This window comes from Candidatus Eremiobacterota bacterium, from assembly GCA_031082125.1.
Classification (GTDB): domain Bacteria; phylum Vulcanimicrobiota; class CADAWZ01; order CADAWZ01; family Ess09-12; genus Ess09-12.
In genome coordinates this window covers 14,178-39,105 of record JAVHLM010000036.1, presented here as the reverse complement: position 1 = coordinate 39,105, position 24,928 = coordinate 14,178, and the positions used below count along the sequence as shown (strand labels likewise).

26 protein-coding genes and 1 pseudogene are annotated in these 24,928 nt (G+C 54.4%); 24 read left to right on the top strand and 3 right to left on the bottom strand.

Going from position 1 to position 24,928, the window contains the following annotated elements:
• The first annotated feature begins 23 nt into the window (after nucleotides 1-23).
• The 3 genes from RDV48_27295 to RDV48_27285 are packed head-to-tail and all read left to right on the top strand — an operon-like array spanning nucleotide 24 to nucleotide 3,281.
• Complete coding sequence (locus tag RDV48_27295) at nucleotides 24-1,268, top strand: FAD-dependent oxidoreductase (protein ID MDQ7826538.1); 1,245 nt, start codon at nucleotides 24-26, stop codon at nucleotides 1,266-1,268.
• A 47-nt stretch (nucleotides 1,269-1,315) separates the two neighbouring features.
• The gene (locus RDV48_27290; protein MDQ7826537.1) at nucleotides 1,316-2,029 is read left to right on the top strand and encodes a DUF1365 domain-containing protein; all 714 of its coding nucleotides are present in this window, start codon (nucleotides 1,316-1,318) and stop codon (nucleotides 2,027-2,029) included.
• Complete coding sequence (locus RDV48_27285; GenBank protein ID MDQ7826536.1) at nucleotides 1,995-3,281, top strand: cyclopropane-fatty-acyl-phospholipid synthase family protein; 1,287 nt, start codon at nucleotides 1,995-1,997, stop codon at nucleotides 3,279-3,281. The genes RDV48_27290 and RDV48_27285 overlap by 35 nt, the downstream gene beginning before the upstream one ends.
• 7 nt (nucleotides 3,282-3,288) lie before the next feature.
• On the opposite strand, the gene RDV48_27280 is transcribed toward RDV48_27285, so the two are convergent.
• Nucleotides 3,289-4,074 (bottom strand): DUF1295 domain-containing protein, encoded by a 786-nt coding sequence (locus tag RDV48_27280; GenBank protein ID MDQ7826535.1) that lies wholly within the window; start codon nucleotides 4,072-4,074, stop codon nucleotides 3,289-3,291.
• Nucleotides 4,075-4,389: 315 nt separating this feature from the next.
• Here RDV48_27280 and RDV48_27275 point away from each other — a divergent pair, with 315 nt between their 5' ends.
• The gene (locus tag RDV48_27275) at nucleotides 4,390-6,057 is read left to right on the top strand and encodes a B12-binding domain-containing radical SAM protein (GenBank protein MDQ7826534.1); all 1,668 of its coding nucleotides are present in this window, start codon (nucleotides 4,390-4,392) and stop codon (nucleotides 6,055-6,057) included.
• Nucleotides 6,058-6,102: 45 nt separating this feature from the next.
• Nucleotides 6,103-7,149: a hypothetical protein gene (locus RDV48_27270; protein ID MDQ7826533.1), complete on the top strand. Its 1,047-nt coding sequence runs from the start codon at nucleotides 6,103-6,105 to the stop codon at nucleotides 7,147-7,149.
• Here the strand turns inward: RDV48_27270 and RDV48_27265 are convergent.
• Nucleotides 7,118-8,320, bottom strand: a complete 1,203-nt coding sequence (locus tag RDV48_27265; protein ID MDQ7826532.1) for a DUF401 family protein — start codon at nucleotides 8,318-8,320, stop codon at nucleotides 7,118-7,120. The two genes, RDV48_27270 and RDV48_27265, sit on opposite strands and share 32 nt — an antisense overlap.
• A gap of 136 nt (nucleotides 8,321-8,456) precedes the next feature.
• Between RDV48_27265 and RDV48_27260 the strand changes: the two genes are divergently transcribed.
• A complete protein-coding gene (locus RDV48_27260; GenBank protein MDQ7826531.1) occupies nucleotides 8,457-8,804 on the top strand; it encodes a hypothetical protein in 348 nt (115 codons plus the stop codon).
• Between the two features lie 83 nt (nucleotides 8,805-8,887).
• On the opposite strand, the gene RDV48_27255 is transcribed toward RDV48_27260, so the two are convergent.
• Nucleotides 8,888-9,280 carry a hypothetical protein gene (locus tag RDV48_27255; protein ID MDQ7826530.1) on the bottom strand — a complete coding sequence of 131 codons (393 nt, stop codon included), beginning with the start codon at nucleotides 9,278-9,280 and terminating at the stop codon, nucleotides 8,888-8,890.
• 292 nt (nucleotides 9,281-9,572) lie between these two features.
• On the opposite strand from RDV48_27255, the gene RDV48_27250 reads away from it, so the two are divergent.
• The 18 genes and pseudogenes from RDV48_27250 to RDV48_27165 all read left to right on the top strand — a co-directional run bounded on the left by RDV48_27250 (nucleotide 9,573) and on the right by RDV48_27165 (nucleotide 24,926).
• The gene (locus RDV48_27250; GenBank protein MDQ7826529.1) at nucleotides 9,573-9,899 is read left to right on the top strand and encodes a serine kinase; all 327 of its coding nucleotides are present in this window, start codon (nucleotides 9,573-9,575) and stop codon (nucleotides 9,897-9,899) included.
• A complete protein-coding gene (locus tag RDV48_27245) occupies nucleotides 9,896-10,729 on the top strand; it encodes an ATP-binding protein (GenBank protein ID MDQ7826528.1) in 834 nt (277 codons plus the stop codon). Before RDV48_27250 ends, RDV48_27245 begins: the two co-directional genes overlap by 4 nt.
• The gene (locus RDV48_27240; protein ID MDQ7826527.1) at nucleotides 10,726-12,024 is read left to right on the top strand and encodes a [Fe-Fe] hydrogenase large subunit C-terminal domain-containing protein; all 1,299 of its coding nucleotides are present in this window, start codon (nucleotides 10,726-10,728) and stop codon (nucleotides 12,022-12,024) included. The genes RDV48_27245 and RDV48_27240 overlap by 4 nt, the downstream gene beginning before the upstream one ends.
• A gap of 303 nt (nucleotides 12,025-12,327) precedes the next feature.
• On the top strand, nucleotides 12,328-12,918 hold the full coding sequence (locus tag RDV48_27235) for a 4Fe-4S dicluster domain-containing protein (protein ID MDQ7826526.1): 591 nt from the start codon (nucleotides 12,328-12,330) through the stop codon (nucleotides 12,916-12,918).
• Nucleotides 12,915-13,775: a CoB--CoM heterodisulfide reductase iron-sulfur subunit B family protein gene (locus tag RDV48_27230; GenBank protein ID MDQ7826525.1), complete on the top strand. Its 861-nt coding sequence runs from the start codon at nucleotides 12,915-12,917 to the stop codon at nucleotides 13,773-13,775. The genes RDV48_27235 and RDV48_27230 overlap by 4 nt, the downstream gene beginning before the upstream one ends.
• Nucleotides 13,776-13,824: 49 nt before the next feature.
• Nucleotides 13,825-14,193 (top strand): annotated as a pseudogene (locus RDV48_27225) (FAD-dependent oxidoreductase).
• Between the two features lie 12 nt (nucleotides 14,194-14,205).
• Nucleotides 14,206-14,715 (top strand): NAD(P)H-dependent oxidoreductase subunit E, encoded by a 510-nt coding sequence (locus tag RDV48_27220; protein ID MDQ7826524.1) that lies wholly within the window; start codon nucleotides 14,206-14,208, stop codon nucleotides 14,713-14,715.
• Nucleotides 14,702-15,085 carry a (2Fe-2S) ferredoxin domain-containing protein gene (locus tag RDV48_27215; GenBank protein MDQ7826523.1) on the top strand — a complete coding sequence of 128 codons (384 nt, stop codon included), beginning with the start codon at nucleotides 14,702-14,704 and terminating at the stop codon, nucleotides 15,083-15,085. The genes RDV48_27220 and RDV48_27215 overlap by 14 nt, the downstream gene beginning before the upstream one ends.
• A 13-nt stretch (nucleotides 15,086-15,098) precedes the next feature.
• Nucleotides 15,099-16,880, top strand: a complete 1,782-nt coding sequence (locus tag RDV48_27210; protein ID MDQ7826522.1) for an NADH-ubiquinone oxidoreductase-F iron-sulfur binding region domain-containing protein — start codon at nucleotides 15,099-15,101, stop codon at nucleotides 16,878-16,880.
• A gap of 32 nt (nucleotides 16,881-16,912) precedes the next feature.
• Nucleotides 16,913-17,302 (top strand): DRTGG domain-containing protein, encoded by a 390-nt coding sequence (locus tag RDV48_27205; protein ID MDQ7826521.1) that lies wholly within the window; start codon nucleotides 16,913-16,915, stop codon nucleotides 17,300-17,302.
• Nucleotides 17,303-18,241 carry a CBS domain-containing protein gene (locus tag RDV48_27200; protein ID MDQ7826520.1) on the top strand — a complete coding sequence of 313 codons (939 nt, stop codon included), beginning with the start codon at nucleotides 17,303-17,305 and terminating at the stop codon, nucleotides 18,239-18,241. It abuts the gene before it with no gap.
• Between the two features lie 23 nt (nucleotides 18,242-18,264).
• Entirely contained in the window at nucleotides 18,265-18,582 is a 318-nt protein-coding gene (locus RDV48_27195) for a serine kinase (protein ID MDQ7826519.1), read from the top strand.
• 19 nt (nucleotides 18,583-18,601) lie between these two features.
• Nucleotides 18,602-19,363 carry a PHP domain-containing protein gene (locus RDV48_27190; protein ID MDQ7826518.1) on the top strand — a complete coding sequence of 254 codons (762 nt, stop codon included), beginning with the start codon at nucleotides 18,602-18,604 and terminating at the stop codon, nucleotides 19,361-19,363.
• Between the two features lie 2 nt (nucleotides 19,364-19,365).
• Nucleotides 19,366-19,836 (top strand): ATP-binding protein, encoded by a 471-nt coding sequence (locus tag RDV48_27185; GenBank protein ID MDQ7826517.1) that lies wholly within the window; start codon nucleotides 19,366-19,368, stop codon nucleotides 19,834-19,836.
• Complete coding sequence (locus tag RDV48_27180) at nucleotides 19,829-23,083, top strand: FAD-dependent oxidoreductase (GenBank protein MDQ7826516.1); 3,255 nt, start codon at nucleotides 19,829-19,831, stop codon at nucleotides 23,081-23,083. Before RDV48_27185 ends, RDV48_27180 begins: the two co-directional genes overlap by 8 nt.
• Before the next feature lie 67 nt (nucleotides 23,084-23,150).
• Nucleotides 23,151-23,570 (top strand): hydrogenase iron-sulfur subunit, encoded by a 420-nt coding sequence (locus RDV48_27175; protein ID MDQ7826515.1) that lies wholly within the window; start codon nucleotides 23,151-23,153, stop codon nucleotides 23,568-23,570.
• Nucleotides 23,571-23,608: 38 nt separating this feature from the next.
• Complete coding sequence (locus tag RDV48_27170; protein MDQ7826514.1) at nucleotides 23,609-23,803, top strand: hypothetical protein; 195 nt, start codon at nucleotides 23,609-23,611, stop codon at nucleotides 23,801-23,803.
• A gap of 178 nt (nucleotides 23,804-23,981) precedes the next feature.
• Nucleotides 23,982-24,926: a methyl viologen-reducing hydrogenase gene (locus RDV48_27165; GenBank protein MDQ7826513.1), complete on the top strand. Its 945-nt coding sequence runs from the start codon at nucleotides 23,982-23,984 to the stop codon at nucleotides 24,924-24,926.
• Nucleotides 24,927-24,928 lie beyond the last annotated feature (2 nt).

Sequence of the window (24,928 nt, the reverse complement as noted above, 5' to 3'; positions counted from 1 at the left end):
GGAGAGAGCAGGGAGAAAGGCATATGAACATAGCGATCATCGGCAGCGGGATATCGGGTATGACGGCAGCATGGCTTCTTCACCGCACCCATGCCGTAACACTCTTTGAGGCGAACGACTATATTGGCGGCCACACCCACACGGTGGACGTGGAGGCCGAGGGGAAGAGCTACCCGGTAGATACGGGCTTTATCGTCTTCAACGAGAGCACCTATCCCATCTTCTGCCGCATTCTCAAAGAGCTCGAGGTGCAATGGCAGCCCACCGGGATGGATTTCAGCGTGAAATCAGAGAGAGATGGCCTGGAATACAATGCCAAAGCCCTGAGCACGCTCTTTTCCCAGAAAAAAAACCTCTTTGACCCTTCATTCTACCGGATGTTCCTGGAAGCCCTCAAGTTCAGCCGGGAGTTTGACCGCATTCTCCAGGAAGAGGAGGAGCATGCAATAGAGGAATACCTCAGGGAAAGGGGCTACTCCCTGCGATTCATGGAACAGCTTATCATTCCCCTGGGCGCATCTCTGTGGTCATCGGATCCCGAGCAGTTCAGAAGCTTTCCGGTCAAGAACTTTGTGCGCTTTTTCAAAAACCACGGCTTTCTCGGGGGAAAAAGCTCCATACGATGGCTGGTCATCAAAAAGGGATCCAGAACCTATGCAGACAAGATGACCGCCCCGTTTAAGGACAGGATACGGTTAAGCACCCCCGTGGCTCATGTAACAAGAAGTGCCGACGGGGTGCAGGTGATCACTGCCCGGGGTGACCACCACCTTTTCGACCAGGTCGTGATGGCTGTCCACAGCGACCAGGCGCTGCAGGTGCTGGAGGAGCCCACCGCCCTGGAAAGGGAGATTCTGGGCGCCTTCCCCTACCAGGAAAACAGGGTATACCTTCACACCGACCACACTATTCTTCCCCGCGACCGCAATCTCTGGGCCAGCTGGAATTACCTTATTCCGGCGCAGAAACTCGGCAGAGCGGCCGTCACCTACGATATGAATATCCTGCAGTCCCTCGGCGCTCCCGTGGAGTTCTGCGTGACCCTCAACCGCCTGGAGGCCCTGGAGAGGGAAAAAATCCTGCAGGAATTCCTCTATGCGCACCCCCAGTACGATCCGGCAGCGGTGAAAGCCCAGGAGCGGCACCTGGAAATAAGCGGTGTTGACAGGATTCATTACTGCGGCGCATACTGGGGCTATGGCTTCCATGAAGACGGCGCCAGGAGCGCCGTGAATGCCTGCAGCAGGCTGGGAGTGTCCCTTCAATGAACAGTTGCATTTACGAAGGGTTCGTGGTTCACCACCGGAAGGAGCCGGTGAAAAATCACTTTAAATACCCGCTTTTCATGATGTTCATCGATCTTGAGGAGCTGACCGAGCTGTTCAAGGCAAGCCCCCTCTGGTCAGCCGGCGGCTTCAACCTTGCCTGGTTTCGCCGGAAGGATTATATGGAGCCCCATGATCGCACCCTCGCGGAGGCTGCAAAGGAAGCTATCAGGAAGCAGACCGGGAGCGCATGCGCCGGCCCCGTGAGGGTCCTTACCCATCTGAGATATTTCGGGCATATTTTCAACCCGGTGACCTTCTATTATGCCTACGATGAGCAGGGAAAGGAAATTGAGGCCATCGCCGCCCAGATCACCAACACTCCCTGGGGTGAGCGCTTTACCTATGTTCTGGATGCGGCTTCCCTGGGGAAGGAGCGCACCGAGTGGACCTTCACCTTTGGTAAAAACTTTCACGTGTCTCCTTTCATGCCCATGGACCTTACCTATGAATGGACCTTCAGGAAACCTGCAGAAGAGCTTTTCGTGAGAATGCATACCGTGCGGAACAGCACCAGATTTTTTACCGCCGCCCTCTCGCTTCAGAGAAAAGAGATTACCGGGGCAGCCCTTCACCGGCTCCTGCTGACCTATCCTTTCATGACCGTAAAGGTCGTACTTCGCATCTACTGGCAGGCACTGCGGCTCAACATCAAGAAAGCTCCCGTTTATGAGCACCCGCAGGAAAAGAGACCATCACGGTGATGCCATGAACACAATACTCTCCCCGGCCGCTGAAAAAGCCGGAAAGACCGCATGTGTCCAACGCCTGGCAAGAAAAGGCTTTTTCCACATGCTGGGGCGCCTTGCAAGAGGAGCACTGACCATTCACGATTCCTCGGGATCCCATGCCTTCGGGAGCGCCTCCCCCGATGGGTATGTGAGAGCTGAAATACACGTGCAGTCAGAGGATTTTTATTCCAGCGTGCTATTCGGCGGCGATATCGGCGCCGCCGAGTCCTACATACGCGGGGAATGGGACTCTCCCGGTCTCACCGATGTCATACGGGTTATTGCCCTTAATCCCGAGATCCTTGATGCCGTAACGGGCGGCTGCAGCCTCATCTGCCTTTGGATCTCCCGGATCCTTCATCTGCTGAGAAAAAACACCCCGTCGGGGAGCAGGAGAAATATTCACGAGCACTACGACCTGGGAAATGATTTCTTCTCCCTCTTTCTCGATCCCACCATGACCTATTCCTGCGCCCTCTTCACCAGGCCTGACATGACCCTGGAGGAGGCCTCACGGGAAAAATACCGGCAGATCTGCAGCGTTCTCAATGTACATGACTCCCATCATATCATGGAGATCGGCACGGGATGGGGCGGATTTGCCATATTTGCCGCCCGGGAATATGGCTGCAGAGTCACTACGACAACCATTTCCAGAGAGCAGTATGAATATGCCCGGGGCCTGGTGCACCGCCTGGGTCTGGAGTCTCAGATTACGGTGCTTTTCCGTGACTACCGTGAGCTTGAGGGAACCTTCGACAGGGTCGTGTCCATCGAAATGATAGAAGCCATCGGCCACCGCTTCATGGACACCTTTTTCCGCACCTGCGCCAGCCTCCTGAAGCCGGACGGAGCCCTGGCCATACAGGTGATTACCATGCTTGACTCACGCTTTGAAGCGTACAAAAACCGCTCGGACTTCATAAAAAAGCACATTTTCCCTGGAAGCTGCCTGCTGTCCGTGGCATCAATCTGCCGGAGCGTCGCGCGGGTGAGCAATCTGAGGCTCATCAGGCTGGAGGATATCGGACTGCACTACGCCAGGACCCTGGGAATGTGGAGGGAAAATTTCCAGAAGAATCTCCCCCGGCTGGCAGAGAGGGGATATTCCCCCAGCTTCCTCAAGATGTGGCTCTATTACCTCAGTTATTGCGAAGGTGGCTTCAGAGAGCGGTACATATCGGATGCTCAGATGTTTTTCTGCACCCCCCTGTGCCGGATATAGAAGCGCCTCATTTACGGTCTCCTCGTCTAAGCGGAAGCCCAGGTATAAATACCGGCGTTGTCCTCCGGTATTCTTCATATCCCTCTCTTGTGCTCATCTGGGCCTCCAGAAGGGGGACGCCTGACACATACCTGAGCAGCAGGGTGATGATGAGCGGGCTGAACACTGCTTTCCAGCCGCCGGGCACCGGGAGAGCCACCAGGTAAATTCCCCACCATGTGAGGGCTTCACCGAAATAATTGGGATGACGGGAATATTTCCAGAGCCCCTCCTGACAGATCTTTCCCCGGTGTGACGGGTCCCGCCTGAAATCGGCAAGCTGCCGGTCTGCAATGGTCTCAAGGGCAAATCCCGCAATCCAGAGCGCAAAGCCCATCACATCAGCAGCGGTAAGCTCCGGCCCGGGAGCTGTATTTATGAGGATTACCGGATATGAGATGAGAAGCAGCAGGGCTCCCTGAGCCAGGAAGACATGGACGAAGGCCCGCGGCACGGCCCATTTTCCCCAGCTTTCCCGCCACTTCGCATACCGCCTGTCCTCGGGCTTCCCCCTGTTTCTGAGGGAGAGGTGTATCACCAGGCGGAGCCCCCAGGCAACAATCATCACGGTCGTGATGGTCTGGCGAAGGTCGTGCCGCCCCCCGTGGAAAAAAGAAATGAGCGCAACGATAATGAATCCGCCTCCCCAGCCCACATCGGCGATACTGTTGTTTCTTATGGCAGTCGCCACAATGAAGAGCATGAGCATGTAGAGAAATACTGCCGCGCCGGCATACAGAAGAGTCTCGGTCATAAGGCGATCCGCCTTCCATAAAAAAGGACATTATAGACTTTCCCGTAACTTATAATAGTAAATTTCTGTGCAGACGGCATTTTCCTCTTCCAGGTGTCCATACAGATTTCCAGAGTGCCCGGGAACACATTAAAAGAGAGGGAGCGCCGGGGCTCCGCCGCGACTCTTTGGAATCAGGGTATTACGCGTTGATCCATCAATAAGGCCCGGCAACTGAAAAATACCCGCGGCTGTCCATGGGAGGACCATCTTTGTGTCTGGAATCATGGAGAACCTTCGGCCGCCGCTGCATCAGATTGAGAGGTGCGCTCCACTATGAACAAGATTTTGTTTACCTCCGTGTGTCGTCCCTTCGGCGGAAAGCATGAGGGCAAGTCGGTGGGCGCGGAGTTGTTCCATATGCAGATAACCCGTGCCCAGGGCATGTTCAGTCCCCGGCAGGTCATACGGTGCTGGGCTCTCGACTATATCGCGGAAAATATTGAGACTCCCTCGGTGGTCCTTCATTATCCCTCAGAAGCGGAGCTGATAAGAGAGCTCAGGACCGGTGACTTTGACTGCGTAGGCATCAGTTTCGTTGTCTCCACCTTTCACAAGGTGGAGCGAATGGTCCGGCTCATAAGAAGATACCGGCCCGGGGCACAGATTATTCTCGGCGGATATGGGACCGTGCTTCCCGATGACATGCTGCTGCCCCTCTGCGATCATATATGCCGGGAGGAGGGCATCGCCTTCATGCGGCGCCTTCTCGGGGAAAGGCTCGAGCGCCCGATACGTCATCCCTATGCACCCATAGCTTCGCCCGAGATATTTTACACGGGATATTCCCGCAAGGTGATGCACATAACGGGCGGGCTGGGCTGCCCCAATGGCTGCGATTTCTGCTGCACCTCGCATTTCTTCAAGAGAAAGTATCTGAGCTTCACCGCCGACGGCAGGCAGCTCTACCGGGAGATGGCCCGTCTTAAGCGTGAGTGCGGGGACAGGTTCGGCGGATTTGCCGTTATTGACGAGGACTTCTTTATTCATCGCGAGAAGGCCCTGCAGTACCTGGAATGTGTAAAGCAAAATGAGGATGATTTCGCCATGATGGCTTTTGGCAGCGTGAAGGGGCTGTCACAGTTCACTGCCGACGAGATCGCCATGATGGGGGTGGATCTTCTCTGGATCGGCTTTGAATCAGAGAAATCGGACTTCCGGAAATTGGATGGAAAGCCCATCGGGACGCTCATAAGGGAATTACGCTCCCGGGGTGTGGCAGTGATTGCCTCGATGATAATCGGTTTCCCGGGACAGGACCGGGAGAGCATAGAACGGGATTTTCAGAGGCTCATGAGCGCACAGCCTGATTTTTCCCAGTTTCTCATTTATTTTGCCTTCCCCGGAACCCCCCTGCACCGGTACGTGATGGAACAGGATCTCTACAGCCCCCCGTACAGGACAAATCCCGACTACCGGACATTCGACGGATTCGCCTCCCATTTTACCCAGGAGCACTTCAGGCCCGGCGAGCTCGAGAGTCTGCAGGAAGAGCTCTACCGCAGAGATTATGAAAGGCTCGGCCCCTCGGTGGTAAGGGCCGCTTCCGCATGGCTTGAAGGCTACAGAAATCTCAGGGATTCAGCGGAGCCGCTCCTGCGCAAGCGGGCAGAGCGCAAGCTGGCGGCGCTCCGTGAGATTCTCCCGGTGGTTTACGCGGCTGCCGTTCTGGGACCGGGCAGAGCGCGCCGGGAAGAAGCGCGGATTCTCAAGGATCATATAACGGCAGCACTGGGGGGAATCTCCCCGGGGCACCGGATCTTCTGCTGGGGCGCAATTCCCATGGCTTTCATTGCGGGGCTGAGGCTTAAGAGCGGCTTTCTTGACCGCAGGCTCCGCCTTGAAAAAGTTGCCTATCACCGGAAAGAGAGTGCGGCAGTCCCTCAGATTCTTCAGAGCGAGGCCTGCAGGAATTTCTCTGAGCTGAGGGGTGAGAGACTCTAGCTTTTTGAGTATGAGGCGGAATCTGAAGAAGTGCGGTATAATATAATGGTGAGTGAGGCTCAGAGTAATAAGAATCATCGTGCTCCAGCCCTGGTGCTCATTCTCCTGGCACCGGCTCTGGGTGAGCTTCTCCTTGGCTCGTCGCCTCCCAGGGAGTTTTTCAGTCCCCCTGCCTTGGTGCTGCTGGGGCTCATGTACGGCGGCGGCTCGCTCATTGTGCGTGAACTCGCGGTGAGGAGCGGAAAAGGATGGCTTTCAGTCGCCCTTCTTGGCTTTGCATACGGGATACTTGAGGAAGGCCTCGCATGCAGAAGCTTTTTTGACCCCCAGTGGCCCGACCTGGGCATCCTGGGAACATACGGAAGAGCTCTGGGCGTAAACTGGATATGGACCCTGCAGCTCATTCTCTATCATTCCCTGGTGAGCATTTCTCTCCCCATCGCGATTACCTGTATCCTGTTCCCGGGGGAACGCGCCCAGCCGTGGCTCGGGAGGAAAGGCCTGACAGCACTTGTGGTGCTGTTTCTCGCCGAGATCCTCTTCTGCTTTTTCTGCTTTGCCACGCCTGGAAGGCCGCCCTATCGCCCTCCTCTTCTCTGTATCGCCGGCTCTGTCCTGGCTGCCACCGCGCTCATATTCGGAGCGCTCCGCCCTGCGCACGCCCCTGTTGAATCTGCGCGGAGCGGGGGAAGGCCTGTGAGTCCCTTTATGCTCTCCCTGACAGGCTTTTTTTTCATGGCAATCCTTCTTATTGCCCCCCACGCGGCTTATTCTGCCTGCTATCCGCCGGTCCTGGCCTTCGTCCTCCTGACCTTCTGCGCTCTCCTGTTCGGGGCGCTTCTTTACCGCGAGGCAGGTGCAGGGGATTTTTCCTCCAGGCAGCTCATCGCGCTTGTGACGGGGCCTCTCATGTTCCTCATCCTTCTCTCTCCTGTTCAGGAGCTTGACAATGCGAAGAGGCCCGATGACACCTCGGGCATGGCTCTTGTGGGCCTTGGGGCTTTTATCTTTCTGATTATTCTGCACTGGAAGGAGAAGGAAGATCGCAGGAGCCCTGTCTCTACCTCACATAGAGAAGAAATGCGGCAATAAGAAGCAGTGTGACGGGAAGGGCCAGGAAGCGGTAAAGCTTCGTGAATTCAACGCCAAAGTATTCTGCCGTGAGGATAAGGCAGAGATGGGTGGGCGAGAGAAGCACGCCGGCGTAAGCGCAGGCAAAGGCGAAGCAGAACAGATCGAGGCTTTCAGGCATCGGCGCCATTCCGAGAAGAAGGGGAAAGGCGATCCCCACGGGCGCCTGGGTGAGCCCGGTAAGAAATCCCACGACAAGAGGGATAAGGAAAAACATAAGGGGGATCGGAATTCCCAGGTGGCCAAGGTATTGAGAGAGACCCGGGGCGATCGAGCTCGCCTCCAGGGCCTCCTTGAAAATAAGGATGGCGATGACGGCGAGAAGAATTGAAAAGCTCACGCTCTTTTTCATGATACCGGGAAGTCTTTGTAACGGGATCCGCGAGGCCAGGTATTCATAAATGACCACCGCCAGCAGTGAGAGCGCCGCGTTTAACTTGAAGACAATCACCAATATAAGAACAGCTGCCACGGGAAATACTCCCGAAATGAGATCAATGAGCCTCCCATGAGCTTTTTCTCCCTGTACCTCTCTCTTTTTAAGCTTGAGGGGTATGAGGCCGAACAAGACACCTCCCGCCACTGCGGCTACCGTCATAGGAAACATTCTCACGATGAACTTTTCGAGGGGCACGTCCAGGATGCTCGCCGCAAGAATCGTGGCGGGATAGAGGGGAAGAAAGCCTTCCCAGATGTGCCTGAACCAGTAATTGATGAAAGTCTTTTCCTCACCGCTGAGGCCCAGTGTCTCACTTGCCTTTTCCACGAAGGGCGCCGAGAACATGGCCCCCCCCGGCGAGGCAAGAAAGCCCAGAAAGGCAGGCATTATCACGAGGCGGAGCCTTCGTCCCGGTATGTAGCGCTCCATGGCGGCAATCATCCTGTCAAGCTTGCCGCTCGTGGTGATTATTTTCTCAAGAAGGGCCACAAGGTAAAGAAAGGCAAGAAGGACAAGAGTGGTCTTGTCGGTGAGGGCAGTCACGGTGACTTTAAGGAAGGTGGAGAGGCTGAAAGAGGAACAGAGGCCGAGAAAAAGAGTGGCAATGAGCATTACAGGGCCAAGGGGAAGCTTTTTCCTCAGCAGGATGAGAATAAGTGCGAACAATGCTCCAAGGGCTATGAGATCCTTCACGGCCGCTCCTTTCCCAAGTCAGGCTCCTTATCTTAATACGGGAAGGGCTCTGATGTCAATGGCAGAGTGACGGTGAAAGGGGTTCATCAGTGTCTTGTGGAAATTCTGCACTATCACATAGTGGGGGTGGATAGCCATGAAATTCAATATCCTGGGAATCATGAAGGCAGTAAGCGACACGATGGCTCACTCAAAGGAGCATGCCGCAGAGTGTGAAGCTCTCATGAAAGAGCCTGTCATAGGCTATAACGGCGCTCAGAACGTGAGGGCCATTATTGATCCTAAGAGCAGCCGCTTTACCAGGTTTGAGATCAGGACCCAGGATTTCACCGGCAAGGATCTCGTGGAGATCCTCGGTGAAATCACCATCTCAGCAAATGATGCCCTCGAAAAGCTTGAGCACCTCTGGGACAGGCTTGAGCCCGAATCGGTAAAAAAATTAGGAAAAGAATTTGAGGGCCTGGTGGAAAAGAAAGGCCCATAACTGCAAGGACCGCATATAGTCAATCAAGGGGACTTCTTTCGTGATTACCTTTGCCTTAAAGGAGCCGCCTGCATAAAGGGAGCTTAACTGCGGTCCATTTCCGACACGCCCTGCACGCCGTGCATGTAAAGCCTGCCGCAGCTCTCAAACATGGGGAGCTTCGTGGCAAGGATGGGAATGCCCAGTTTCCTGGCGAGCTCAAGCGCATCAGGCGTCGGTTTTTTCCCCCGCACAAAGCATACGGCTTTGAGGTCCGTGATCTCGGCAGTCCTTACCACCTGGATGTTGGTAAGGCCTGTGAAGAGAAGGCAGTCGGGCTTTACAAAGGCAAGGACATCGCTCATGAGGTCTGAGCCGCATGCCGCGGCAATAGGGATATTTCTCCAGCCATCGGTCTCGTTGAGGAGCTCCGTCTCAAGCACCTCGGCCACCTTTTCAAGATTAATTGACAGTTTTTGCTTCCTGAGAGCGTTCATTGAAAAATAGCACTCCTGTTCTCACAATATGCTTGATCTGTTGCTGCGATAAAGTCTGCATCTCGTCGCTTTTATGCCTGAGGGAAGAGATTTTTCTGGAATATTCAAGGCGCCTCCTCCTTATGCCTTCTTATTTGAATTACTTTCAACGCCAGGGTCCTCCGGCCCCCGACCTCCCTGCTCCCTCCTCTCAATTCCCGGAGAAACATGATCGGGCTTCAAAAGGAGAAAATAATAATTCTGTGCAATTTAAGATATAATTGTGGACCATAAGTCTTTCAGGAGGAGTCCGATGAAAATAGCAGAGCTCGTGAAATCATGTGACCTCAAGCCACTCAGCGATATGGGAGACAAAGACGCTTGCGGCATATATATATCTGATATGCTTTCTGATGTAATGAGCAGCGCTGCCGCCTCGAATATATGGATCACTACGCAGACCCACAAGAACGTCGTATCAGCCGCCAACCTTATCGATATCGCCGCTATCGTCGTGCCTGAGAACAGGGAAGTCCCTCAGGGCACCGTAGTGCTCGCCAACCGTTTCGGCGTGATCATACTTTCAAGTCCTCTCCCGGCAGATGCGCTGGGCAAAAAACTTGCGGAGGCCGGTGTGTGACCGGCGCCATTCAGATGCAGGAAGAAACAGGCTTAGAACTTATCAAGATCCAGGAGGTTCTGCAGGCAACGGTCATTGTCGGCGCTGACCTGACTGGCCGCCGCATTAAATGCGTCTATGCTTCAGACCTTATGAGCGACGTGCTCGCATACGGCAAGCCAGGCTCCCTCCTTCTCACAGGTCTTAACACCGTGCAGGCCGTCATATCAAGCCACATGACCGAGTTCGTTGCCATAGCAGTCCTTCGAGGCAAGATTCCCTCCGGTGATATGAAAAGGTTCGCAGAGGACAAGCATATCATCATGCTGGCCTCTCCCATGGACACCTATGAGGCCTGCAGGGAGATTGACAGGCTGCAGAGCAGCCCGGCGGTCTGCAGTAAGGGAGCCATGACAATCGGTAAGCCCGAAAACGTCAATCTCCATAGCTTTCAGATAGACGGGGGGGACTTTGCCAGCGCAGGGATGGTCTCAACGCAGATCAAGTCAATATTGAAGACTATCGGTTACCACACCAAGCTTATCCGCCGCGTGGCCATTGCCACCTATGAAGGCGAGATGAACGTCGTGATGCACGCAAAAATGGCCGAGGTGACACTCACCACAAGTGACAACGAGATTGTCGTGGTCATCAATGACGTGGGCAAGGGAATTCCTGATATTGAGCAGGCCATGCAGGAAGGATTCTCGACGGCCACCAGGGAGCAGCAGGCAATGGGGTTTGGCGCGGGCATGGGGCTTCCCAACATGAAGAAGAACTCCGATGAGCTCATCGTGTCTTCGGAAGTGGGGAAAGGAACCAGAGTGGAGATGAAATTCAAAGTAGCATGACATCCCCCGAATTTCACTATTCACACCAGATCATCAGCAACCGCTGCAAGGGCCGCCTCGACTGCCTCAGGGCCTGCCCCACAAAGGCCCTTCGTTACCGTAACGGAAAGATAGTCTTTCTTGAGAAGTTCTGCATTTATTGCGGGATCTGCCTTCACAGCTGCAAGGAAAAGGTATTCATCCCCGATCTCAATGTCCTGGAAGACTCAAAGGCTTTTGAATATAAGATTGTCATCCCTTCGCCAGTCCTTTATACGCAGTTCGGCGAGAATGTCCACCCTCTCCTCATTCATGAAGCCCTGAAAAGAATCGGCTTCAATGAAGTAGTGGATATTTTCAAAATGAACAATGAAGTTGACCTGGCGCTCAAGCTTCATCTCGAGACATACCGGGGCCCCCGGCCCATCATCAGCATTTATTGCCCCGCTGTGGTGAGGTTTGTCCAGGTGAGCTATCCAAATCTCATAGAGCATCTCTCAAAATTTGACGTGCCCATGGAGCTTCTTGCCCGCGAGGTGAAGAAGCAGTATTCGGCGAAGCTCGCGATCCCCCCGGAGAGAATAGGGATTGCCTTCATCTCCCCATGCCTGGCAAAGGCCGTATCCATAAAACAGCCTGCAGGCGCTGACCACTCATGGTTTGACATCACCATCTCCATAAGAGATGTCTATAACCTGCTGCTGCCGGAGATCCTGGAGATCCAGAAGGAAAAGAAGTTCATGCCTCCGCATGACTATTACTTTGGAGAGGACAGCAGCTTTTTCAATCATGTCACCCTTTTCGAGGAGCAGGAAAAATGCCTCTATGTGACCGGTCTTGACAATATAAAGAAGATTTTCGAGGATATAGAGAACGGGGAGCTGATGAATATCCTCTACCTGGAGCCCATGGCCTGCCTCCTGGGATGTGTGAACGGCGTCCTGTGCGTGCAGAATCCCTATATCGCAAGCCATAATTCCCTGCAGCTTTCCCACAGGTTCTCAATGGGATATGCTTTCAATGAGCGGAGGATAAAGGAGAATCTGAGAAGGGGCCACTATTTCCATGAGCGCCCCGTTCTTCCCCGTTCCACAAGGCCCGAAGAGCATGACATATCCATATCAATAAAGAGAATGCGCCAGAAAGAGCGGATATACATGAAGCTCCCTCACAAGAACTGCGGCCTTTGCGGCTCTCCTGACTGCGAGACTTTTGCCGAGGACTGCGCCTATGGGGAGCAGGACTTGAGCGAATGCATTTTTTTCAAAATGAACCTCACCGGGCGAAGTGAGCCCTGCGGCATGTCCGGGCAATAATTTTGTGTCATGGTAAAGGAATGCGGCGCAATTTGAAGAATATGACTTGGCAGGTGCCTCTTCAGAAGGAACAGATATAGACTGTATGCGAACCACTCTTTTCAGCCCGGAAAGAGGCATTTGAATTTAATTTTTCAGCATAGAGCATCTGATAGCTTAAGAATCGCATGCGCTTTATGATAATGAATATCAATGTCCTGACCGCGCCGGGGGGCATTCAATTATTCCAGTGTTCCAATTATGGAGAGTATATGAACTGGTTCGTCCAATGATTAAAATGAGCTGAGCACAAGGGAGGCGGGCATGAGAGAAGTAATTGATGTGGAGAAACTGGATCCCGACTTTAAATACGAGATAGCCAAGGAGCCGGGCGGGGAGATGATAATGCGCTGCTTTGCCTGCGGCACATGCTCGGCGGGATGCCCCGTGAGGGAGATAGATGACGGCTACAATCCGAGAAAGATAATCAGGATGGCTCTTCTCGGGATGAAAGACAAGGTCCTGGAATCTGATTTCATCTGGCAGTGCGCCCACTGTTACCAGTGCCACCAGAGATGCCCCCAGGACGTCCGCTTCACCGATATCATAGGGGCCATGAGAAGCCTCGCCATCAAGGATGCGAAAAAGAAGGGAAAGAGAATCAAGGCTCCCGGCTATGTATTTGCCCGCAGTTTCATGACCTGTACCGAGCTCTTCGGGAAGGTCTGGGAACCGGCGCTCCTTCCACTGTTCTTCCTGGGCACGGCAAACCTGAAAGGCTTAATCGACTATATGCCCCTTGGAATGAAGTTTTTCCCGAAAGGCAAGATCCGCGTCATCCCTCCAGTTCCCCTCGTGGGAACAAGCAGCAAGGTGAGGAACATCAAAAAGAGAGCAGAGGAGGCAAATAAATGAAGTTAGGATATTTTCCCGGCTGTCTTGCCGACAGTTCCGCCAGGGAATATGACATGTCTCTGAAGGCGGTTTTTCACAAGCTCGGCCTTGAGCTTGAGGAAGTGCACGACTGGAACTGCTGCGGAGCTTTTGAGGCCTCCTGCGTGAACCAGATCCTGGCCACGGCGCTGCCTGCCCGGAACCTGGCCCTTTTCAGCAAGAATCACGAGACCCTGGTGATTTCCTGCGCCGCCTGCTACAGCAACCACGCAAAGGCAAATTTCCATGTGAAAGAGGACCCCGCCTTCAGGGAGAAGATCGAGAATGTCATCGAGGACAAGATAGCCCAGATCGAGGTAAGGCACCCCCTGGAGATTATGAGGGACATGCCGCCGGAAAAAATCAGGAATGAGGTAAAAAAGCCCCTGAAGGGCCTGAAGTTCATCCCTTACTATGGCTGCAACTTCCTCAGGCCTTCCAAGGTCCTCAAGGCGGACAACCCCGAAAACCCCACGCTCATGGAAGGGATTATCGAGGCCCTGGGCGGGGAGGCCCTTCCCTTCCCCCTCAAGGCGCGCTGCTGCGGCGGCGCCCTTCTGATGGCGGACAAGCCTCTTTCACTCAAAATGACGACAAAACTGTGGGAGGAAGCACAGAAACTGAAGCCCGACGCCATAGTCGTGCTCTGCCCCCAGTGCTCAATGACCCTGGAGACTCTTGCAGACGAGATAGAATCGGTCAAGGAGAAGATACCGGTCATCTATTTCACTCAGCTTATCGGCCTCGCCTTCGGAATTGATCCGGAAGAGCTGGGGCTCTCGAAAAACCTTATCTCCACTGAAGCACTTGTGGAGCACGTCGAAAAAATAAAAGCCTGACAGCGAATCCAGCCGTCAGGAAGTAATTCCCGAAGGGGAGGAAGACACAATGAGCAAGAAAAAAGTAGGCGCAGCAATGGTAGTAGGCGGTGGAATCGGCGGAATCCAGGCCTCGCTGGACCTGGCGGAATCAGGGTACAAGGTGTACCTTATAGAGGAAAAGCCGAGCATCGGCGGGAGAATGGCCCAGCTCGACAAGACCTTCCCCACCAATGACTGCTCCATGTGCATCATGGCTCCGAAGCTGGTGGACTGCGGAAGGCACCCCAACATTGAGATCATCACCCACGCAGAGATAGAAAAACTTGAAGGAGAGGCGGGGAACTTCCATGTGAGGGTCAAGAAGCACCCGGGCTTCGTGGACGAAGACAAGTGCACGGGCTGTGGCAGCTGCGAGGAAGAATGCCCGGTGCGCTATAAGATCTACAGGATGGAAGTCGGGAAAGTGGACCTCAACAAGGAAAAGCTTCCGAAGATGCAGGAGATTCTGGGAAGGCATGGGGGGCAGAAAGGGGGCCTTGTCTCCATACTCCATGACGTCAACTCGGCATTCACCTACCTCCCTGAGGACTGCCTGAGATATGTGTCTTACGAGATGCAGGTCCCCCTGAGCATGATATACCATATCGCCACGTTCTATCATGCCTTCAGGCTCACCCCCATAGGGAAGTACCTGATAACGATCTGTAAAGGCACCACATGCCACGTCAAGGGGGCGCCGAAAATCATTGACGCCTTTGAAAGAGAGCTTGCGGTGAAAATGGACGAAACCACGAAGGACCGGTTGTTTACCATCGGCGAAGCGCTCTGCCTGGGGTGCTGCGGCCTGGCCCCCGTGGTGAAGATTAATGAGGAGTTTTACGGCGGGGTGACGATAAAGGATGTATCCAAGATCATAGGTGATTATAGAGCGAAGGAGGCGGCCCATGGCAAAGCTTAAGTTTGAGGATATCGACAAGATCAAGGAAAAGGTGAGGAAAGAGACCTATGTGAGGGAAGGCGAGGCAAAAGCCAAGATTACCGTTCACATGGGAACATGCGGCATCGCGGCAGGGGCGAGGAAGGTCATGAGCGCCCTGATGGAAGCGTTTGAAAAGCAGGGAATAAAGGAAGTGATTCTCACCACTTCAGGGTGCGCCGGCCTCTGCAGCAAAGAGCCGATGATGACCGTGGAGATAAAGGACCAGGCACCGGTGAAATACATAAGCCTCACGGCGGAAAAAGCCCTCAAGATTCTCGAGGAGCACGCGCTGAAAGGCAACATAGTGAAAGAATTTGCCCTTGCCGTGGGAAGTGAAACAATAGCATAGAGGGAGGATCAAGATGCCATACAGGACACATGTGATGGTCTGTGCCGGCACTGAATGCGCCACAAACCAGTCATTTAAAATAAAAGAGGTCTTTGAAGAGGAACTGAAAAAGAAAGAACTGCAGAACGAGGTGCTCATAGTGATGACAGGCTGCAAGGGTTCCTGCGCCGTGGGCCCCGTCGTGATTGTGATGCCCGACGAAGTCTTCTACCAGAAGGTAAAGCCCGAAGATGTCCCTCATCTTGTAGAAGAGCATCTCCTCAAGGGGAGACCCGTTCAGAAGCTCATGTACAAGCCTCCCGAGGAAAAGGTGCCGGTGCCCACGCTCTCCGATATCGATTTTTTCAAGCGTCAGACCTTGATTGTGCTGAGAAACAGGGGCCTCATCGATCCCGAGAAGATTGATGAATATATCGCCCGCGACGGTTACAAGGCCCTTGCCAAGGCCCTGTCGCAGATGAAGCCCCAGGAAGTGATCGAGGAGATTAAGAAGTCGGGCCTGAGAGGAAGGGGCGGCGGCGGTTTCCCCACGGGGAGAAAATGGGAAAGCCGCGCAAAGATGGAAGGAGACTTCAAGTACATCGTCTGCAATGCCGATGAAGGCGATCCCGGCGCCTTCTGCGACAGAAGCGCCATTGAGTCTGATCCCCACTCTGTCCTGGAAGGAATGATCATCGGTGCCTATGCGATCGGCGCCTGCAAGGGCTATATATACACCAGAAATGAATACCCCCTTGCCATCGAGAGGCTGGAAAAAGCCATAGATGCCGCACGAGAGTACGGATTGCTGGGGGAGGGGATTTTTGACACCAATTTCAGCTTTGACATCTCCATCTTCAGGGGCGCAGGGGCATTCGTGTGCGGTGAGACGACGGCTCTCGTCGCGTCCATCGAGGGGAAGCCTCCCGAGCCGAGGCAGCGTCCCCCCAGGACCGCGCTCTGGGGCAGGCCGACAGTCATCAACAACGTGGAAACCTGGGCAACGGTGCCGCAGATAATCCTCCGGGGCTCTGAGTGGTTCGCCTCCATCGGTACGGAAAAGAGCAAGGGGACAAAGATATTTTCGCTCGTAGGGAACATCAATGACGCCGGGCTCGTGGAAGTACCCATGGGGATCACCCTGAGAGAGATAATCTACGAAATCGGCGGCGGAATACCCAAAAAGAAGAAATTCAAGGCCGTCCAGACCGGCGGGCCTTCAGGGGGCTGCCTCCCGGAGAGCCTGCTGGACCAGCCTGTTGACTATGACAGCCTCATTGAAGCGGGCTCCATGATGGGCTCCGGCGGCATGATAATCATGGACGAGAATACCTGCATGGTTGACGTGGCCCGGTATTTCACCAATTTTCTGAAAGACGAGTCATGCGGTAAATGCGCCTCGTGCAGGGACGGCCTCATTGCCATGAGCGACGTCCTTGAGGATATCTGCAAGGGAGAGGGAAAAGAAAGTGACATAGAGCTTCTCGAAGACCTTGCCCAGACGGTTTCGTCGGCTTCACTGTGCGGGCTGGGTAAGACTGCCGGCAACCCGGTCCGTTCCACGCTGCGCTATTTCAAGGATGAATACCTTGCCCACGTCAAGGACAAGAAATGCCCGGGCGGCGTATGCAAAGTGCTGATAGAATATCATATTGATGCGGAAAAATGCAAGGCCTGCGGGCTCTGCATCAAGGCCTGCCCCAATGAGGCCATCACCGGCGCGAAAAAGACGGCCCATGTCGTTGAGCAGGCGAAGTGCCTCAAGTGCGGTGCCTGCCATGAAGCCTGCAAGTTCGAAGCGGTGGTCATCAGATAGGGCGTGTGCCCGCATGATAGAAAGGAGCTCCCATGGAACTGGAAAACAGCGTTAAGCATGAGCTCACCCTTGGAAATATTCTTGAGATTCTAGAAGCTGATGCGATAGTTGAGACTGACGACTGGAAAGAGACAGTCATCGCCTCGACATGCGCCTCCGATCTGATGAGCGATGTGCTTACCCTTGTCAAGCCGAACTGCCTTCTGCTCACGGGACTTACGAGCACCCAGGTGGTGCGCACGGCAGAGATAGCAAACCTGAAAGCGCTCTGTTTTGTCCGCGGCAAGCTGCCCGATGAGGAGGTCATTGAGCTTGCCAGGGAGATCAACCTCCCTCTTATCGCGACAAAATTTTCCATGGTCGAGAGCTGTGGAAGGCTTTATTGCCCGAGGCTTCGCGGAATAACTGATTTTGGAGCCTAAATGATAGACGACAGCATAGAGGAAAAATTTTCAAAGGTTCACAGTCTCGCCTATGAACTGAAAGTGGAGGACGTCTATGTAAAGAACCTTGTCACCATAGGTCCCGATGCGACCATGGAGGATCTCAAGGAAATGCTGCGCCAGAAAAAGATCTCCGGCATCCCGGTGGTGAATGGCGAAAAAATGGTGGGGATCATAAGCATCGAAGACCTGATAAGGTGCCTTGTCGAGGGAAAGATAGGCGAACCGGTGAGCAACTGGATGAACAAAGAGGTCAAGTCCGTGTATTCTGATGAGATACTGATGCAGGCAATCATGAAATTCAGCAAGCAGGGCTTCGGCCGGTTCCCTGTAATTGAAAGGGAGAGCGACAGGCTCCTGGGAATCCTCACCAAGGGAAACATCATCAAGGGGCTGCTCCACAAGCTTCAGAGCAGCTACCTTGAAGAGGAGATCCACAAGATAAGGGCGAGCCATATCTTTGAGGATCTCCTCGCCGATGAGATGATATTGAAGTTCAAATACAAAGTTGTGGGCAAGGACTTCCGCAAGGCGGGGAAAGCCTCCACCAACTTCAAGAAGTCTCTCTCCAGGCTGGGCATACCTTCAGCGGTCCTGCAGAGAGTCTCCATCGCGACCTATGAAGCGGAAATAAACGTGGTATCCTATACGGAGGGAGGCATTATCCTGGCGACCGTCAAGCCGAGCAAGATAACGGTCGTGGTGAGCGACCGCGGCCCGGGGATTCCCGATATCGAGCTCGCCATGAAGCCAGGTTATTCCACGGCGCCTGAGTGGGTAAGGGAGCTGGGGTTCGGAGCGGGGATGGGATTATGCAATATCAAGAAATGCAGTGATGAAATGAAGCTGGTATCAGAAGTGGGGAGAGGGACTATTCTTAAATTCATAGTGAATTTAAACCAAAGCGAGGGAAAATGAAGCTGCAGGAGTTAGTGGAAAAAATGGGTCTCGAAGTGAAAACGGCGCGCTCGGAACTGGAACGGGAAGTCACCGGGGGTTACGCGAGCGATCTGCTCTCCGACGTGATGGCCAATGCCCGGAAAGACGACCTCTGGGTCACGCTGCAGACCCACCAGAATATCGTGGCTGTCGCCACGCTGAAGGGCGTCGCCGGCGTGATCCTCGTCAATGACAGGGTCCCGGAAGAGGACACTGTCCAGTTGGCCGAAGAGGAGCATCTGCCTTTACTGGTTACCGGGCTTCCGGCTTTCGAAATCATCGGCAGGCTCTACGAGATGGGTATCAAAGGCTCGCGGTGACATGCTCAGGCCATTCTCCATGGATCTGCATATTCATTCGTGCCTTTCACCCTGCGGGGAACTGGAGATGACGCCCGGGATGATAGTGATGGAGGCGAAGAAAAAAGGTCTCCATGCAGTGGCGATATGCGACCATAACTCGGCGGAGAACGTCGTGGCCGCGCAAAGAGCGGGAGAAAGGAACGGGATAAGGGTTCTGGGCGGCATAGAGGTCACCTCCAGGGAGGAGGTCCATGTGCTCTCCTTATTCGAAGACAACGAGAGCCTCTTTGAGCTCCAGAGAATCATCTATGAGAATCTTGAGGGTGAGAATGATACCGAGGCGTTCGGCTATCAGATCGTCACCGATGAAGAGGATGAGCCTTCGGAGCTGAACGAGCATCTCCTGATAGGAGCGACGAAGTTGTCAATCAATGCAATTGTAAAAGAGATACACAGGCTTTCCGGGCTGGCAGTGGCATCGCATGTGGATCGCGAGGGTTTCGGAATAATAACCCAGCTGGGCTTTATTCCCCCTTCCCTCAAGCTCGATGCCCTGGAGATATCGCCCAGAATTACTTATGAGAAAGCCCGTAAAACTCTTGCGGTGGGCGCGTTCCCTTTGATAACCTCATCGGATGCCCACAGGCTGGAGGAGATCGGCAAGAGCTTCACCCGGGTGCTCGTTGAGGATGTGACTGTTGAAGAGCTGCGGAAAGCTTTCCTCGGCGTGGAAGGCAGAAAAATACTTGAAGGCGAGGAGGGAATGGCCCACGCTAGTCGTGGAGCCTGCCGGTCATAGCAATGGAGGACCTGTCGGCCCATATCCTGGATATTGTTGAAAACTCCATCAATGCCTCGGCAAAGAGAGTCTCTATAAAGGTGACTGAGGATGCTGAGAAGGACCTGCTCACCGTAGAGATTGAGGATAACGGGAGAGGCCTGAAAGAAGAGGACGTGAAGAGAGTGCAGAATCCCTTTTTTACCACAAGGACCACCAGGCGGGTAGGCCTTGGGCTCCCTCTCCTGAAGCAGGCGGCACAGGCCTGCGGAGGAACAATGGAGATAGTCTCTGAGGAAGGGAAAGGCACGAGGGTGAAGGCCACCTTCGGTTATTCCCATATTGACAGGCAGCCCCTGGGAGACATCGCGGAAATATTGAGAATAATGATCCAGTCAAACCCTGACACGGATTTTGTCTATGAGCACAAGAGCGGGGACGAGCATTATCGTCTCGATACATCGGAAATGAAAGGGGAGCAAGAAGATGATTAACCTCACCATTGACGGCAAGCCAGTCCAGGTGGAAAAGGGCGCCACTATCCTGAAAGCTGCAGCCAAGCTGGGTATAGAGATACCGACCATGTGTTACCATAAAGCCCTGGAGCCTTACGGCGCCTGCAGGCTCTGTATCGTGGAGCTGAAAGGGAAGACCTGGACGGCCGTTGAGGCCTCCTGCACCTATCCTGCCGAAGAGGGCCTCTCGGTGGAAACGGCATCCCCCAGGATCCTCAAGCTTCGCAAGGTCCTCGCAGAGCTCCTCCTCGCCCGGTGCCCCGATTCCCAGGAGGTCAGGGATATGGCGAAGAAGCTCGGCGTCACCGAGACGAGAATAAAGAGCATGGCATCAGACTGCACACTCTGCGGCCTCTGCGTAAGAATGTGCGCAGAGCGGATGGGGCCTTCGGGGATAGGCTTTATCCACCGCGGCTACAAGAGGGAAGTGGGAACGCCCTTCGGCCACCTCACCGACGTCTGCCAGGTCTGCGGCGCCTGCGCCCAGATATGCCCCACGGGCAAGATAAAGCTCTCGGCCATTACGAAGTGCGAGCCCCTTCCCATCGAGGCCGAGTTTGACGAGAAGCTGAGGTCCCGCCCCCCCATCTATATTCTCTATCCCCAGGCCGTGCCAAGAAAAGCCACGATTGATCCCCGGTACTGCGTGCACATGCTTGAAGGAAAATGCGGCGTCTGCGCCGAGGTCTGCGAGGCGAAGGCCATCAACTACGATCAAAAGGAGCAGCTCATTGACCTCGAGGTGGGAACGATCATCCTGGCTCCCGGCCACGATAAGTTTGAGGCGAGCCTCAAGGGGGAATACGGCTACGGCAGATACAAGAACGTGGTCACCTCACTGGAGCTGGAAAGGATCCTTTCCGCATCAGGGCCCTTCCAAGGGCACCTTCAGAGGATCTCTGACGGGAAAGCGCCCAAAAGGATGGCCTTCATCCAGTGCGTGGGCTCCCGCGACCCATCTTATGCCAAGGAATACTGCTCCTCGGTGTGCTGCACCTATGCCGTCAAGGAAGCCATAATCGCGAAGGAGCACTCCAAGGAGGAGCTGGAAACCAAGATTTTCTACATGGACATGAGAACCTTCGGCAAGGGTTTTGACGCATACTACGAGAAGGCGAAAAAAGAAAACAACGTGAAGTTTGAGAGGGCCCGGGTCTCGGAAGTGAGCGAAATACCCGGCACGGGAAACCTGCTCCTGAAGTATGAGAATGAAGAAGGAAAGCTCTCTGAGGAAGAGTTTGACATCGTGGTGCTTTCCGTGGGACTGTGCTCTCCGCAGTCCATGAAGGATGCCGCCGCCCGCCTGGGGATTGAAATGGATGAATACGGCTTCTGCAAAAGCATGGAGCTCGAGCCCCTCGAGACCTCCCGGCCGGGAGTATATATCGCAGGCTCGATTCAGGGCCCCAAGGACATACCGGAGACGGTTATGCAGGCGTCAGGCGCGGCCTCTCTCGCGGGAAAGCTCATCGCCGAAGAAAGGGGCACCCTTGTCGGTAAAAAGGAGCTCTCCCCCGAGATTGACGTGGCCGGCCAGGAGCCAAGGATCGGCGTCTTCATCTGCCACTGCGGCACCAACATCGCAGGGTACCTCAGCGTCCCCGATGTGGTGGAATACTCAAAGAATCTTCCCGACGTGGTCTTTTCCACGAACATGCTCTATGCGTGCTCTGAGGACAGCCAGAATGTCATCAAGGACATCATCAAGGAACACAATCTGAACAGGGTCGTTGTCGCCTCGTGCACGCCGAGGACCCATGAGCCTCTTTTCCGGAGCTCCGTCCGCGAGGCCGGGCTGAATCCCTATCTCTTCGAGATGGCCAACATCAGGGACCAGTGCTCCTGGGTCCACATGACCAACCCCCGGGCAGGCACGATGAAAGCGAAGGATCTCGTGAGGATGGCAGTGGCGAAATCCCGCCTTCTTGAGCCTCTTTACGGCAAGACCCTCAAGATAAACAAGGCAACGCTTGTCATCGGGGGAGGCCTTGCGGGGATGACTGCCGCCGCCGAGCTTGCGGAACAGGGCTTCGAGGTCCATCTCGTGGAAAAGGACAAAGAGCTCGGAGGCAACTTCAGGAAGATCCGATTCACCCTCAGCGGCGAAGATCCGCAGAAAAAACTGAGCGACACCATAGAGAGGGTAAGGAAGAACCCGAATATCCATCTCTACGTTGAGGCAAAGCTTACGGCACTGGAAGGCACCTTTGGGAATTTCAAATCCACCGTCACCCAGGGTGACAAGACGACGGATATACAGCATGGCGCTATAATAGTAGCAACAGGCGCGAAGGAATACAAGCCCACGGAATACCTTTACGGCCAGGATCCCCGTGTCATCACCCACCAGGATCTCGAGGAGAAGATAATGAAGGGGGAGCTCCAGAATGTAAAGACCGTGGTGATGATCCAGTGCGTCGGGTCCAGGGAGGAGGCAAGGCCATACTGCAGCAGGGTATGCTGCGGCGAGGCCGTAAAGCTCGCCGTTCTCCTCAGGGAGAAGAAAAAGGACACCCAGGTCTATATCCTCTATAGAGACATTCGCACCTATGGCCTTCTTGAAAAATACTACAGCAGGGCACGGGAGATGGGCGTAATCTTTGTCCGGTACGATGAGAATGAAAAGCCCGTCGTGTCAAAGGAAGGAGACAGGCTCACCGTGAAGGTGAAGGATCCCATCCTGGACGCTGACCTGGTTATCCACCCCGACATACTCTCCCTCGCGCCGGCCATAGTGCCCAACGAGGACAACAAGGAAATCAGCCAGATGCTGAAAGTCTCGACGGACCAGAACAACTTTTTCCTTGAGGCCCACATGAAGCTGCGGCCCGTGGACTTTGCCACGGAAGGCATCTTTCTCTGCGGCATAGCCCACACTCCCAAGACGGCAGGAGAGAGCATCTCGCAGGCCCAGGGCGCTGCAGCCCGCGCTACGACACTTATCTCCAAAGATGAAGTGGAGCTTAACGCCGCGCTCTCTCATATCGTTGATGAAAACTGCGACGGCTGCGCCTATTGTGTCGATCCATGCCCTTTCAAAGCCATCACGCTGCTTGACTACGCCTATGATGGCTCCGTGAAGAAGACTGTCGAGGTAAACCTTTCCCTGTGCAAGGGCTGCGGCGTGTGCATGGCCACCTGCCCCAAGCAGGGCGTCTATATAAAGAACTTCAAGCTGCAGCAGCTGACCGCAATGATAGACGCGGCCCTAGAGCCATGCTGCTAGCAGGACCTGCAGTCATATTCACAGAAAATCTGCATAAAGACAACTTAAACAGAAGGGGGTGAAAAAGATGACGGACAATGGATTTGAGCCGAAGATCCTGACATTCTGCTGCAACTGGTGCTCCTACGCGGGGGCTGATCTCGCAGGGGTGTCACGGTTTCAATATCCACCGAACATAAGGATCCTCAGGGTCATGTGCTCCGGTATGGTCCACCCGAACCTTGTGATTGACGCCTTCACCAAGGGCGTCGATGGCGTCCTCGTCTGTGGCTGACATATCGGCGAATGCCATTACCAGGATGGTAATGAAAAAGCAAAGTCAAGAGCCGAGGCCATCGAGCTCATGCTTGATGATTTCGGGCTGGAGCGCGAGCGCTTCAGGATCGAATGGATTTCGGCCTCAGAGGGTGTGAAATTCGCCGAGGTGACGAAGGAGATGGTGGAGACGGTCAGACAACTGGGTCCCAGCCCGTACGCCACTGGATAAGGTGATGAAGGAAAGCGGCATGACAGGGAGGTGAGAGCGTGCCGGAAAGAGCACAGGTAATAGACGACAAGAAGTTCATGTGGGACGGCAGGACCTATGAGACTGAGCAGGATGCCCACAGCCAGAGGGACACTTACGAGAAAGACAGTTTCGAGACAAGGGTGCTTCCTGACGGGGGCGGGAAATTTCTTATCTACACCAGGAAAGTGGTGACCGAAGTAAAGACGGAGTAAGATGAGCACCGCCGCCGCTCTCCGGGAATAACAGGGTTTTCAGGATTTTTCCCAAGGGTCCAAGGGAAGTGAGTGGAGAGAGCCAGAGGCATTTTTACCGATTTGCGCCTGCTGGTGACAGTAGAGTGCCTCACTTAAGCCCTTTACCATAATAATATCAAGGAAAGGAGGTGAATACATGGCTGTAAAAGTATCGTCAGAGTGGCTTAATTCCTGCTCCGGCTGCGAGATATCCCTTCTCAACATCGGCGACGCGATTCTGGATCTCATCCCTTCACAGATTGAGCTTGTGCATATCCCCGCCCTGGTGGACAGCAAGTACTTCGGCGCCACGGGAGAATCAACAACACTTGAGCTTCCCAAGGCGACAGTGGGAATAATCTCAGGCGGCATAAGGAACCACGAGCACAAGGAAATTGCCGAGGAGATGCGCAAGAAGGTGGATATTCTGATAGCACTGGGCACATGTGCCACCGATGGCGGGATCCCCGCCCAGGCAAACATGTGGAAGAATGAAGATATTCTCGCCAAGGTATATGGTGACTGCCCCACCCATGCGCCTGCCGCTCCGCCCGCAGAAGTGATACCGGCTTACACGGACAATGTGAAGGCCCTGGACGAAGTGGTAAAAGTGGATATATTCCTGCCAGGCTGCCCTCCTCACCCCGATCTTATCGCTGAAGCCATTCTTGCCCTGCTTGCCGGTAAAACTGACTGGAAGCTCGAAGAAAGAAGCGTATGCGATACCTGCAAGGTAATCCGCGAGAAGAAAGGCGGAGGAGGCTCAGTGAAGAGATCGCTGGAGAGCGTGGAGTACAACCCCGATGAGCCGATTGAAAAAATGCGCTGCATCATGGAGCAGGGCTGGCTGTGCATGGGCACCGTCACACGGGCTGGCTGTGCCGGCAAGTCCGGCGCACCCCGTTGTATACAGGCGAGAATGCCCTGCCGCGGCTGCTTCGGTCCTATCCGCAAGGGCGCCAAGCCCATGGTGGATATGATGGGCTCGCTGGCATCGGTAGGCTTGAATGCTCAGAGCGTGGTAGACAGAAGGGCAATCCTCAACCGCTTTGTCGGCTCCCATGGCAACCTGCGTCCCCTGCCGACAAAGGCCAACGTTTAGCA